This is a genomic window from Paenibacillus sp. Pae15 (assembly GCF_024519685.1).
Lineage (GTDB): Bacteria > Bacillota > Bacilli > Paenibacillales > NBRC-103111 > Paenibacillus_G > Paenibacillus_G naphthalenovorans.
This window is the reverse complement of record NZ_JALJRM010000002.1, coordinates 73,105-85,816: the sequence shown is the minus strand read 5'-3', so window position 1 is coordinate 85,816 and position 12,712 is coordinate 73,105. Positions and strand designations below refer to the sequence as shown.

Here is a 12,712-nt window from a genome sequence, read left to right as displayed (position 1 = left end):
TTACCCCTCCTTTCTTAATCTCCTATTCTTCGGAATCGGAAGCCCCAGATGGTCCCGCAGCGTTTTCCCGGTATATTCGGTGCGGAAAAGGCCTCTATGCTGCAGGATCGGAATCACCTGCTCGACAAACTCCTCAAGTCCACTCGGCAGAACGGAAGGCTGAATATGAAATCCGTCGCTGCCGTAATCGTGATACCACGCCTCCATCCAATCTGCCAGCTGCTCCGGAGTGCCGACAAACACCTTTGTCCCTTTTAGTTCCAGGATCCGGCGGCTGAGCTCGCGGAGGCTCAATCCCTCAAGTCCCGCAGCTTTGATCGCCTTGCTCAAACCGGGAATATCCGGCAGCGGACCGTCAACAGGATAACCCGTCAAATCGGAATTCAGCAGATCGGATAAGATGGCAAGCCCAGCCTCCGGTTCGATAAGCTCCCGGAACTCGGAGGCTATTTTTCCGGCTTTTTCTTCGGTTTCCCCCAATATCGGCAACACCGTTGTCAACACCTTCAATTTATCCGGGGATCGCCCCAGCAAGGAGCTGCGTTTCTTTACCCTCGCATAAGCATGGGCTGCGTCCCCGATGAAAGACTGTGAACTGAACAGGATATCGATGCTGTCGAAATCCGGCTCCTGCCAATTATCCGAGGTGGAGCACAAGCCGATCCGAACAGGATGGCCCTGAGGCGGACGAGGTATACTTAAAGGGCCCCGTACGCTAAAATGCTTCCCAACGTGATGGATCAAGTGCACTTTGTCGGAGTCGATATAGCGCCCCTGCTCCCTGTCTATAACGACAGCCCCTTCTTCCCAACTATCCCAAAGGCGTCCTGCCACTTCGACAAACTCTTGCTGCCGTTCGATCAGCTCCCTGCCGGATAATTCGGGAGGTCCCCCGAGACGCCGCTTCGGCCCGAGGTGTTCTACCGTACTCGCCAGCCAGGCCGTTCTTCCCCCGCTGAGATGATCCAAGACAGCCAGTTGTCTTGCAGCAGCGAAGGGTTCCATAACGGATGTCGATATCGCAGCACCCAGTCCGATGTGCTTTGTGATCGAAGCCAGCGCTCCCAGCAAAGTGAACGGCTCCAGGAGCAGCCCGGGCTCTCTGCCCGCAGCGCGTAAATGCTCGCCGATGGATGTGTGGTCCAGGAAGAGCAGATCGAATTTTCCGCGCTCGGCCGTTTGTGCCAATCTGTAGAAATAAGCCGATTCATGCAATTTCTCGGCTTCCGCTTTAGGATGACGCCAGCTCCCCGGATGATAGCCGGCACCCTGCACGGATACCGTGAGATGCAGCTGACTTTTTCTCTTGTTCATGTCATTGTCGATTCCTTTCCTAAATGGGGTTGCAAAATAGAAGGCCAAGACATCCACGACCTCCACTGATATGGCACGCAGCGATAATCTTAGCCTCCGGTTTTCCAGTCAGCTATTATTGGATGATTTTATTTTCACACGGTCGATCGGATGAATAAGGAGTGAGATCAAATAAACGAGCCCCCGTTTTTTGACCATTCAACCATTTGTGAAGCCGTTCTGCATGATCCGTATTCGGCCAGCGGCACCCCCTTCCTTCCAAAACAAGATTGAAATACATGCATTCATATCGTTATACTAGGATTCAAACTTCATTGTGTCAATCATTTGACAAATATCAAAGAACATTGACCAAAATTGAAGAAAATTGCCATTATATTACAGGTAAGAGGTGTTGTCAGATGCTTAAAGAGCAATTCAATTTAATTCATATCCTGGAGGTTATGGAACTATTGGATGTTAGCCGCTCGACCATTGACCGCTGGCGCAAATTTAAGCAGCTGCCAAGCGTAAAAATCGGCAAAGAAATATATTTCGATAGAAATGAGGTACTGCGCTGGTACAGGGAGCTAAGCCAAATGCGGTACTCGACTCCCCCTTCCTCGGAAGACGAATCCTTAACCATCGGCTATACCACTGCGTCAACACATATGTGGAGCCCATTAATCATAAAGGAATTCCGACTGCTTGAAGGCGAACTCAAGCGCATCCGTCCCCATAACCGGATCGAGATCAAGTGGCACAAAGCCAAGGATGGGATGGAATTGGTTAAAGGAATGGTCGCGGGCCAAATACAGCTTGCTACCTTCGGGGATTACGCCCTTGCGGTCAGCCATACCATCAGCAAATTATTGCCGGACTTCCGTCCGGTTCTGCTTGCTGCTGGCGGGAAATCCGAAGACGGCAAAGGATTCGGGATGGTGGTGCCAACCTATTTGACGCTGCAGAGCATATCCGAGCTTGCCGCTCTGCCCATAGCGACGACCTTCCGCACCAATGCAGAGTACCGGTTAAGAAAAATGCTGGAATCCCACAGTATGCATGAGTGGAAGATCATTCACCGTTCTATCGAGGACAGCATCGAAAGCTTGCGCCAAGGGAGGATCAGCGCATCGATCATGTGGGAGCCCTTCTTAAGCCTCGTTCATCACCAAAACATCGGAAAATCGATCTTCAATTATGAGCTGGGCTTAGGGTTCAGAGCCTTTGTGGTGGCGGACGAACGTTGGTCACTGGACCACGAGGATTTGACCATCGCTTATTTAAAGGCGCATCTGCATGCCCACCGGTTGATCCGGGAGCAACCGAATAAGGCAGTACAAATTTTCGCGGCCGAAACCGGTTTCCCTTCCGATGTGATCCGCCTGTCCATTTCAAAAATCCGATGGGATGCAGCCCTGTACCAACACGATCTGAACATGATGAATTACTTCGACCCCACAGCGCATCTGGGTCAAAACGCATCCCCAGAAAGCCAAATGGAGATTTCATATAATATCAGATATCTGAGCATCGCTGCACAGGAGTTACAGCTGCCGGCACTTCCTTTATCTCCGATGAAAGGCGCCTGGCAGAAGGAGGTTCTTTATTGAAGTTACTGCTAAGGATAAAGAAGGCAAGGGAATGTTGAATTGAAAGCGATCACTCTGCGGCTGTACCAAATCGATGATAAACAGGGACATGGGTCCTTTACCCATCCGCCCAAATACGTGATGTCGATCCCCAGACCCGACTTTGTCGGTCAATGGTTAAGCAAACGAAGCCAAATAGGAACGGGTGTTCTAGGCGTGGATACAAGTCATTTTGGGGGCTGTCCAGTCCTCTACAAAAGCAAAGATCTCTTTAGGCATGGCGGGAGTGCCGCCCCTGTCCTCGGCGGTATTCTCGCGGACTACAGTTCTTACAGCTTCGCTGTGTACGTCAAATAACCCCCACCTAGCAACAGTGGGAGTGAGTGTATGATGGAAAAAGATTAGGTGAAACGACAAGAGTCCGGATGTGACGTGACTATGGCATAAAGGGCTCCAATAAACAGCCTGTTCGCCTTTGCCGCGACAACGTAATATCCCACACGGGCGAACTGCTGCTCCTGCCTGTGCAGCGGCAAGCTAACTGCGTATTTCTGGCACATCACATGCACCATCGAGAAAAGAAAGGTCAAACTATCCGGATAAACCGGTTTGGGCATCGAGGCGGTGACAACTATGAAATGCTGCTTTGAGGCAACCCTGTCGAATTCGATTGCGCCAAGCCGTGAGTCGTACCCCGTTCATCAGATGAGGAAAAGACGCGGGTACAATCACCTGATAAAACAAACGGAAACCTTTCCCGGTACCTAGAGTTTGGGCATCCCGCAAATATAAAGGCGAAATGATAAATCCGGTTCGACTGGATAACGCCATCGTCCAGGTTGCACCGATACCAGTAATAAAAATAACCGAAGTATCATTAAGTCCAAACCAAATGATTGCAAACGGCAGCCAAACGATACTGGGGACTGTCTGAAGAGCTGCGACAATAAATCCTAAGGTTTCGTCCAAGAAACGGTAGCGGGAAAACAAGAAACCCAACATCGTACCGACCGAAATCGCAATCAGGTACGCAATTAATAATCGGCGTACGCTTTCCAATGTCGCTTCTAGAAGTTGCCCTGATGATATCCCCTCATAAAACGCATAAAACGAACAAATTCCTTTTCCTAAAGTTTGTTGCGGGCAATGATTTGTACTCCCGTTTCATCGTTTGTAACAGCCAAGCCCTCCTGTTTTAAAAGCATGCGAAGTTGGGTTTCCACGGTACTGCCTTTGGTTGTGATGGAAACGGTTTTCCCGACTAAATCTTTTAAATTATTGATTCCGGAGTCTTTTCCTACTATATAATAAAGAGCCCCCGTTAATTGAACCGCTAATAACTCGGATATCATTACTTTTTAAATATTGAATGGTCAGAGGATTTACTTTTTTCAACTTTTTATAATGCTGGATTGTCAACAGTAAATCAGACAATTTTTTTAAGGGCTTCTTGGCGATACTGAACAGGCGTCATATAGCCTAAGGTTCCATGAATGCGATACTTGTTAAACCAGTTCACGTAATCGTATAATTCCAACTCCAGATGACGAAGACTCTGGAAATTCATCTGATTCACAAACTCTGTTTTCATGATCTTGTAGGTGGCTTCAGCGACAGCGTTGTCGTACGGACAGCCTTTCATACTCAGCGATCGGCCACGGAGTGTAATCGGAAATCGCTCTTGAAACGGATCAATACCCAACCGATCAAAGGCTAAAAAAAGTTTGGCTGTGCATATCTCATCGCAACCTTAATATCTTCTGTCGCTTTGTCCAATTTGGCATAAATCGGATTTACCTGCAAAATTTTCGACAGCGATCGTTTATCTCTTTTCTCTATGATAGAACCGTCCTCATTGTAAAAAGTCGCCCAGTGATACAGAAGATTTTTGGTACATGAAGAAAAATCGGTTGAAAATCCATAGGCATTGGAAAATTCCATTCCTGATAGATCCGCTCCAGCTTCTACAGCCATCAAATAGCCATCGCCCGTCAGTACATTGCATCCAAGTGCGTTGCTTAAAAATGCGCATCCCCCTGTGGCTATGACAACTGATTTTGCTTTTACTATCCAATCTTCTCCAGTATCCAAATTCACGCCGATTGCCCCGCCAACTCCAGAATAATCTGCTAGCAGTTCCAAAGCCGGAGAACGATCAAATATTTTAACCCCTGCTTTTTGGATGGTTCTTCTCATAAGACGCATATACTCTGGCCCTTGCAAATTTCTGCAAATTGGAATTCCAGGTTCATCAGTTGGGAATGGATAGCCGAATTGGACTAACTTTTGAGTTCCTGTTTTTGTCTGATCATATAATGTTTCAAGCCAATTGCGCTTTCGTGAGAGAATTCCCTCTTGCGATAAATTTCTCTATATCTTCTTCTCTTTTTTTAGGTCTGATGTCAGCGTTCAACCACAAATTATCAGTCAAGATTCTGAAAAAAGTTTTCACAATACACGGACTTTCCAATTGAAGTTGTTTCACATGTGTTGTCTAGAATTCGTTGGGACGCGGCCATTTATAGGCGCGATCTACAAACATTAGGCGACTTTGGCAAGACTCATTCACCCGCTCATCATGGACTTCATAACCACTTTGATGCAAAGAGTCTACAAAACTTTTTTGTTTTTGATGAAGAATGGATCCCAAATCCTGTATATTAACAACTTTTAATCCACAACCAGCCTGCGCCGCTGCTCCCATGGAAGCTTTTCTTTCATGTGCAAAAAAGCTATTCTATTGATAAAGGAGGTTTTTGGTTTGAGCAACGAATCCGAATTAAACCAGCTTGCACAGAAGCTGCCCGAATGGTTGGAAGCGAGCCGGAGCGTAACGTCTCAAGGCCGGCCGGCTTCCTATATTCCCGAGCTGGGTCACGCTCCTGCCGATGCGCTCGGGATTACAGTGATGGACGGCAGCGGCCGGGTGGTGACATCGGGCGACTGCGGCTTGCGCTTTACCATGCAGAGTATTTCCAAAGTGTTCACACTAATCCTTGCACTAATGGATCGGGGCGAGGAAGGCGTATTCCAGAAGGTCGGGATGGAGCCGACGGGCGACGATTTCAACTCCATGCTCAAGCTGGAACTGGTGGAGCCGGGCAAACCGTTCAATCCCTTGATCAATGCCGGGGCTATTGCCGTTTCCTCTTTGATCCACGGAGTCACACCGGCGGAAAAAACGGAACGCATACTCGCTTTTTTCCGGGAGCTTGCCGACGACGCGTCGCTCACATACAACGAAGCCGTGTATCGTTCAGAGTCGTCTACCGCCCACCGCAACCGGTCGCTGGCCTATTTCCTTAAGGATAACCAGGTGCTTACCGAGGCCGACGAGGTAGAGGAAATCCTCGACGTTTACTTTAAGCACTGCTCGATCGAGGTTACCTGCCGTCACGTGGCCCGAATGGCTCTGGTGCTGGCGATGAACGGCACGGACCCGCTGACCGGACGCACATTGATCCCCCGGCGTTACGTGCAGATCGCCAAAACCTTCATGGTTTCCTGCGGCATGTACAATGCTTCCGGGGAATTCGCCATCCGTGTCGGCCTGCCGGCCAAGAGCGGCGTTTCGGGGGGCATTATGACGCTGGTTCCCGGCCGTTACGGCATCGGCGTCATCGGTCCGGCGCTCAACGACAAAGGCAACAGCATCGCCGGCGTACATCTGCTGCAGTCGCTTTCGGTGCATTTCGATTGGAGCATGTTTTAAGCCGCCGGAAGCAAACAAAACACAAGACTCGTCCGCCAAAGCGGTTGAGGCTTGTGTTTTGTTGGTTCATGACGGCTTATCTCAGGTCCTGCATCGCGATCATATCCATATCGGCGAATTCCTGATTTTCTCCGGCCATTGCCCAAATAAACGTATAATGGCATGTGCCGACGCCGCTGTGGATCGACCAGCTCGGACTGATGACCGCCTGCTCATTGCGCACTACGAGATGACGCGTTTCGCTTGGCTCCCCCATCATATGGAACACAACGCCGTCCTCCGGCATATCGAAATAGAGATACGTTTCCGAACGGCGGCTATGCGTATGGCTGGGCATGGTATTCCACATGCTGCCCGGCTTCAGCAGCGTCATGCCCATCACGAGCTGGCAGCTTTGCACGCCGTTCGGATGGAAGTATTTATAGATCGTGCGCTCGTTGGATTGGGCGAGGGATCCCAAATACGCCGGTTCCGCCCGGCCGATCGCTACTTTTTCGGTCGGGTAATGTTGGTGCGCAGGTGCGGAGCTCAGGTAGAAGCGTGCCGGATTCAATGCGTCGGCGCTTTTGAACCATACTTCCCTGTTGCCGAGACCGACATACAAGCCGTCCTTGTTGTCCAGCTCGTACCCGGTTCCGTCCACGATTACGCTTCCCTTGGCACCGATATTGACGATCCCGATCTCGCGGCGCTCCAGAAAATAATCCGCGCCGATATCATGCTTGTCGGCCTCCAGCTTGACCGGCTCTTTTAGCGGGATTACGCCGCCCGTAATCAAGCGGTCTACATGACTATAGACCATGTTCAGCTGTCCGGGAACAAACAAACCCTCCATCAAAAATTGTTTGCGCAAGCGTTCCGTATCGTACGATTTCGTATCTGTCGGATGGGTGGCATAACGGTTTTCCATCATGATATGAATTCCTCCCGATAACGTATTCACTTGCTATTATAATACGAACGTTCATTTCAGTACATATAAATTATTTTTGAACTAAAATGAACCAATTTGAACATATTTTTATTATCCCTTCGTACCCCGGGAACCTCCCTGTTCAATGCGAACGCCTGCCTCCTCATATTTAATCGCCGTTGCTTCAGGCAAACCGCTGTCCGTAATGATGACCGGAATGTCTGAAAGCTTGGCGAACGTAATAAGCGCGCACTTATCGAATTTGCTGTTGTCGGCAACGCAAAACACCTGCTTGGCTGAATGGATCAACGCCTGCTTCTGCTCCATATGCATATACGTAAAGATCGTAAAGCCGTACTCGGGATGGATCCCGGTGGTCGACAGGAAAGCCTTCTGCACGTTCAGCTTCTGCAAAAAACGTCCCGCATCCTCGCTGACCAGCAGATTCCGGCTCCGGAAGCCTCCGGGAACGACAAGCCGGATCTGATCCTTCCTGATCAGCTCGCTAATGATGTAAAGATCGTTCGTGATGACCGTGAGCGGTTCATTGTCCAAAAGACGGGCGATTTGCAGCGTGGTGCTGCCGCTGTCCAGGGCGATAATATCGTTAGGCTCTATGAAGGATAATGCGCACATGGCGGCCTCGTATTTTTCATTCGTCTGTTTGCCGTTCGGCGTCTTGTCCGGGAACAAACCGGAATATCCCTCGTTTGCCAGGATCGCACCGCCATGGGTTCGCAGCAGCAGTCCCTTGGCCTCCAGCTTCTCCAGATCCTGACGAATCGTTTTACCCGTTACCCCAAGCCGGGCGGCCAGATCGGCAACGGTCACTTCTCCTTTGGCTATCAGCTGCTCCATTATGCTTTCGTAACGTTTGATGGCTGACATCGGATGCCTCCGCTCCTGCAAATATCGTTTCACCCATCGTAACACAGCTTTCCCGGCAAAACCAAGATGTCTCCGCTTGAAAAAAACGAAACGTACGCTCCGGCATCCGCGCTTGTAAAAAGCATCGTGACGCTCCCGGGCTAAAATGATATAATATGGGCTAATGCCAAAGAAGAACATGGAAGGAAGAATTAGAATGAACCCACTTGCACGCCAGCTGAACGAAACGATCGCGAAAGAAAACCAGCATGTATACGACATGCTTTCCGATCTTGGCAAGCAAATCTATTTCCCCAAGGTAGGCATTCTCAGCCAATCCGCAGAAGCTAAGGCAAAAGCCAAGAAATTCAACGCTACCATCGGTACGGCGCTGGAGAAAGGCCAGCCGATGCATCTGAAGGTGATTCAAGATACGCTGTCCGCATATAATCCCAAGGACATTTACGAATATGCGCCGCCTGCCGGCAAACCGGAGCTGCGTGCCGCTTGGCGCAGCAAAATGCTCGAAGAAAACCCGTCTCTTCAGGGCAAAAGCCTGGGCAATCCGATTGCAACCAATGCGCTGACGCACGGGCTGAGCATCGTGGCCGATTTGTTCGCCGGACCGGGAGACGCTGTAGTCATCCCCGACAAGAATTGGGAAAACTACGAGCTGACCTTCGGCATTCGCCGCGGAGCCGAGCTCGTATACTATCCGCTGTACAACAGCGAGCGCAAATTTAACGCGGATGGACTCCGTGACGCCCTGCTGGCGCAGAAGGACAAAGGCAAGGCGATCGTCCTGCTGAACTTCCCGAACAATCCGACGGGCTACACGCCGGGACCGGAAGAAGGGCGTACCATCGTAGCGGCCATCAAGGACGCCGCGGAAGCCGGTATCAACGTGGTTGCCGTGACCGATGACGCCTACTTCGGACTATTCTTCGAGGATTCCTTGCATCAATCGCTGGCTGGAGACTTGGCGGATCTGCATCCTCGCGTCCTGTCGATCAAAATCGACGGCGCCACCAAAGAAGAATACGTATGGGGCTTCCGGGTCGGCTTCATCACCTATGCCGGCCAAAGCGACGCCATGCTGGCCGCGCTTGAGCAGAAAACGATGGGCATCATCCGCGCGACGATCTCCAGCGGTCCGCATCCGTCCCAAACGTTCGTGCTGCGCGCGCTGCAATCTCCGGATTTCGATGCGCAGAAGCGGGAGAAATTCGAGATCATGAAGGGCCGTGCCAACCGCACCAAAGCGCTGCTCGACAGCGGCAAATTCGACGACGCCTGGGAATACTACCCGTTCAATTCCGGCTATTTCATGTGCCTGAAGCTGAAGACCGTCGATGCCGAAACGCTGCGCGTCCATCTCTTGGAGCAGTACGGCATTGGCACCATCGCTCTTGGCGAAACGGACCTGCGGGTTGCTTTCTCCTGCATCGAGGAAGAGAATATCGAAGAGCTGTTCGAAACGATCTACCAAGGTGTGCTGGATATTGAGAAGCGCTCCTCCAATTAAATTCATGAGAAAAAGCCAAGTCCCCCGCTCCGTACGAGGAGGGGGACTTGGCTTTTTTTTATGCGGGGCGCGGGTCAGATCAGCAAGCTGAACAAATTCGGATCTTTGTTGATTTCGCTGAAACCGAGGCCTCTTTGCTTCATCCTCTCGATCAGAGGACCGTAATCCTCCTTATGCTTCAGCTCGATACCGACCAGAGCCGGCCCGTTTTCTTTGCTCGTTTTCTTTGTATACTCAAATCGGGTAATATCGTCGTTTGGCCCCAGCACATACTCCAGAAACTCCCGCAGGGCACCGGCGCGCTGCGGAAAGTTGACGATGAAGTAATGCTTCAAACCCTCATAGATAAGCGACCGCTCCTTAATTTCCTGCATCCGGTCGATGTCGTTGTTGCCACCGCTGATGACGCACACCACGTTCTTGCCCGCAATCTGTTCGCGGTAGAACTCCAGCGCCGCAACCGGGAGCGCACCCGCAGGCTCCGCTATGATCGCGTTCTCGTTATACAGCTCGAGAATCGTCGTGCAGACTTTGCCTTCCGGCACTACGACAATATCGTCGACGACCTCGCGGGCGATGTCGAAGTTGATCTCGCCGACCCGCTTGACGGCTGTGCCGTCTACGAACTTGTCGATCTCGCCCAACGTCACGATCTCCCCCGTATCGATCGACTGCCGCATCGAGGGCGCACCGGTAGCTTCGACACCGATGACCTGCGTTGCAGGGCTGATGCTTTTGATATACAAGCCCAATCCTGCAATCAGACCGCCGCCGCCAATGCCGGCAAACACGTAATCGGCCTGCTCCCGCATGTCGTTCATCAGCTCCAGGCCTATAGTTCCCTGTCCCGCCACTACCTTAGGGTCGTCAAACGGGTGAATAAAGGACATATCTTCCCGGTCGCAGTAGGCCAAAGCCTCCCTCAGCGAATCGTCAAACGTATCGCCGATCAGCAGAACCTCTACGAACGGGCCTCCGAACAGCTTCACTTGTGAAATCTTCTGCCGCGGTGTCGTTGTCGGCATGAAAATTTTTCCCGGTATTTGCAGCGCCTTGCAGGAATAGGCGACACCCTGCGCATGATTGCCGGCGCTGGCGCACACCACGCCTTTTTGCAGCTTCTCTTCGGGAAGACTGCGGATCATATTATAGGCACCGCGTATTTTGAACGAACGGACGACCTGAAGATCCTCCCGTTTCAAATAAACGTTACAGCCGTATTTCTCGGACAGGATGAAATTTTTTTGCAGTGGGGTGTGTTGGACAACATCCTTCAGCACGTGGCTGGCAACGATAATGTCCTCGAGCTTGATGTGTTGTGCAGTCATTTGGGCGCTTCCTCCAACGTTTGTCACCATATTTTCCTACTAATTATACACCTAAAGAAGATCGTGTCCACCCTCGCGTCTTTACCGGCAAAAAAAGAAGAGCCCTTCACCAAGCGCCGGGCGCTGAATGAAGGACTGCAGTTTCATGTAATTCTAACCTTTTTTCTGATCTGATCTATCATCTATCGAATAATGATGGTGTGTACGATTTGGTTTTTGCCTCTCAGCTCGAGCGAGCGGCCTGCAGTCAGCAAGCTGAGGTCACCGGAAATGTACAGCTCGGGAGATACGCCGTATACCGCGGACTGAACTCCGCCGTTTACCGACTGATTAATGGAAATGGTGGCAAGCTGTCCTTTGGAATTCAGCGTGTAGTTGTTCAGCGTGCCGGTTACCGTGAAGTCCACGCGCTGCTCGGAGTCATTCGTTTGGTTCAAAACCTCAACATAAATGGCTTTCCCGTTATAGGTGCGGATCAGCACTTGATCTCCCGCGCGCAGTTCCGTCGCCGCTACTTTGGCGCCATTGCGGAAAATAAAGGCGTTTGCGTCGAGTTCAACATTCACCGTTGTGTTGTTTTGCAATTTGACCGGGAGCAGGTTGTTGCTTACCGCCGCATTGACCGTTCCTTTTACGGAAGTACGATCCGGCAGTTGGGTTCCCGTACGGTCAAGCAGCGCTGCGAGCTCGGCGCGGGTTACGGGCTTGTAAGGACGGAACGTATTGTCTTCATAGCCGTCAATGAGATTTCTCTCCAATGCAACCGCTACGTAACCGACCGCTCCGGCAGGGATTTGCTTAGCGTCCTTGAAAGGCAGCTGCGCGTTCATTTTCGCCTTGGCTTCATCCTGGAGCTTCAGCGCTTTGACAAGCAGCATCGTTGCCCAGAGACGATCCGCTTCTTTCTCCGGCTGCACCTTGTCGTCCGTCTCCAGGAACAGGTCGTTTTGCAGCGCTACCGAAACATAGCCAGTCGCCCAAGGGTAGTCTTTTTTAATTTTGTCGGCATCTTTGAAGTTCAGGTTGGCTTGCTTCGCCGCATCGGATTCGGCTTGATCTCTGAGACCCATCAAACGGACTGCCGCTGTAATCGCTTCAATGCGGGAAATCGTTTTGCGCGGCTGGAAGGTGCCGTCCTCATATCCTTCAAATACGCGCTTGGATGCCAAACTTGCTATGTATCGTGCCGCCCACTCGACGTCTTTTCCTTTCAAGTCGTCAAAGCTCAGTTTAATATTGACATTGATGTCTTTACCGGCATATTTTTTATCATCATTTTTCTTATTATCATAACGGAACTCATAACGATCTTTCCAATCGTCGTTCTTGGCCTTATCGCGTTCTTTACCTTGACCGTCGGCAAACGCGGCGGTAGAACCACCCAGCACCATAGCCAGAGTCAATGCGGAAATAACCGTCTTTTTAAATGTTGTGTTCATCGTCATTCTCCTTTGAAGGTTTTGTTTTGTCGACAGGCGCAAG

General features: G+C 50.8%; 12 protein-coding genes and 1 pseudogene. 4 read left to right on the top strand and 9 right to left on the bottom strand.

Annotated features, from left to right (window positions below):
- The gene (locus NR121_RS02160; protein WP_256830342.1) at positions 1–1,314 is read right to left on the bottom strand and encodes an NtaA/DmoA family FMN-dependent monooxygenase; all 1,314 of its coding nucleotides are present in this window, start codon (positions 1,312–1,314) and stop codon (positions 1–3) included.
- A 401-nt stretch (positions 1,315–1,715) separates the two neighbouring features.
- Between NR121_RS02160 and NR121_RS02155 the strand changes: the two genes are divergently transcribed.
- Entirely contained in the window at positions 1,716–2,906 is a 1,191-nt protein-coding gene (locus tag NR121_RS02155) for a helix-turn-helix domain-containing protein (protein WP_054818907.1), read from the top strand.
- Between the two features lie 39 nt (positions 2,907–2,945).
- Positions 2,946–3,242: a hypothetical protein gene (locus tag NR121_RS02150; RefSeq protein ID WP_054818906.1), complete on the top strand. Its 297-nt coding sequence runs from the start codon at positions 2,946–2,948 to the stop codon at positions 3,240–3,242.
- Between the two features lie 234 nt (positions 3,243–3,476).
- On the opposite strand, the gene NR121_RS02145 is transcribed toward NR121_RS02150, so the two are convergent.
- From NR121_RS02145 to NR121_RS02130, 4 genes and pseudogenes are all read right to left on the bottom strand, one after another.
- Positions 3,477–3,944 carry an ABC transporter permease gene (locus NR121_RS02145; protein WP_054818905.1) on the bottom strand — a complete coding sequence of 156 codons (468 nt, stop codon included), beginning with the start codon at positions 3,942–3,944 and terminating at the stop codon, positions 3,477–3,479.
- A 68-nt stretch (positions 3,945–4,012) separates the two neighbouring features.
- Positions 4,013–4,237, bottom strand: coding sequence for an ABC transporter substrate-binding protein (locus tag NR121_RS02140; RefSeq protein WP_054818904.1), 225 nt, complete (start codon positions 4,235–4,237; stop codon positions 4,013–4,015).
- A gap of 74 nt (positions 4,238–4,311) precedes the next feature.
- A pseudogene (locus NR121_RS02135) lies at positions 4,312–4,581 on the bottom strand (IS3 family transposase); the annotation flags it as partial.
- A gap of 17 nt (positions 4,582–4,598) precedes the next feature.
- On the bottom strand, positions 4,599–5,081 hold the full coding sequence (locus tag NR121_RS02130) for an FAD-binding protein (RefSeq protein WP_054820186.1): 483 nt from the start codon (positions 5,079–5,081) through the stop codon (positions 4,599–4,601).
- Positions 5,082–5,646: 565 nt separating this feature from the next.
- Here NR121_RS02130 and glsA point away from each other — a divergent pair.
- Positions 5,647–6,597, top strand: a complete 951-nt coding sequence (gene glsA, locus NR121_RS02125) for a glutaminase A (RefSeq protein WP_062409370.1) — start codon at positions 5,647–5,649, stop codon at positions 6,595–6,597.
- Positions 6,598–6,673: 76 nt separating this feature from the next.
- Here the strand turns inward: glsA and kduI are convergent, their stop codons facing one another.
- Both kduI and NR121_RS02115 read right to left on the bottom strand, forming a co-directional pair.
- Positions 6,674–7,507 carry a 5-dehydro-4-deoxy-D-glucuronate isomerase gene (kduI, locus tag NR121_RS02120; protein ID WP_171005945.1) on the bottom strand — a complete coding sequence of 278 codons (834 nt, stop codon included), beginning with the start codon at positions 7,505–7,507 and terminating at the stop codon, positions 6,674–6,676.
- Positions 7,508–7,621: 114 nt separating this feature from the next.
- Complete coding sequence (locus tag NR121_RS02115; RefSeq protein WP_054820188.1) at positions 7,622–8,398, bottom strand: DeoR/GlpR family DNA-binding transcription regulator; 777 nt, start codon at positions 8,396–8,398, stop codon at positions 7,622–7,624.
- Between the two features lie 196 nt (positions 8,399–8,594).
- Between NR121_RS02115 and NR121_RS02110 the strand changes: the two genes are divergently transcribed.
- Positions 8,595–9,902, top strand: a complete 1,308-nt coding sequence (locus NR121_RS02110) for an aminotransferase class I/II-fold pyridoxal phosphate-dependent enzyme (RefSeq protein WP_074730209.1) — start codon at positions 8,595–8,597, stop codon at positions 9,900–9,902.
- Positions 9,903–9,976: 74 nt separating this feature from the next.
- On the opposite strand, the gene ilvA is transcribed toward NR121_RS02110, so the two are convergent.
- Together ilvA and NR121_RS02100 are read right to left on the bottom strand one after the other, a co-directional pair.
- Positions 9,977–11,230 (bottom strand): threonine ammonia-lyase IlvA, encoded by a 1,254-nt coding sequence (gene ilvA / locus NR121_RS02105; protein ID WP_062409372.1) that lies wholly within the window; start codon positions 11,228–11,230, stop codon positions 9,977–9,979.
- A gap of 182 nt (positions 11,231–11,412) precedes the next feature.
- Positions 11,413–12,669 (bottom strand): S-layer homology domain-containing protein, encoded by a 1,257-nt coding sequence (locus NR121_RS02100; RefSeq protein ID WP_256830338.1) that lies wholly within the window; start codon positions 12,667–12,669, stop codon positions 11,413–11,415.
- Between the last annotated feature and the right edge of the window lie 43 nt (positions 12,670–12,712).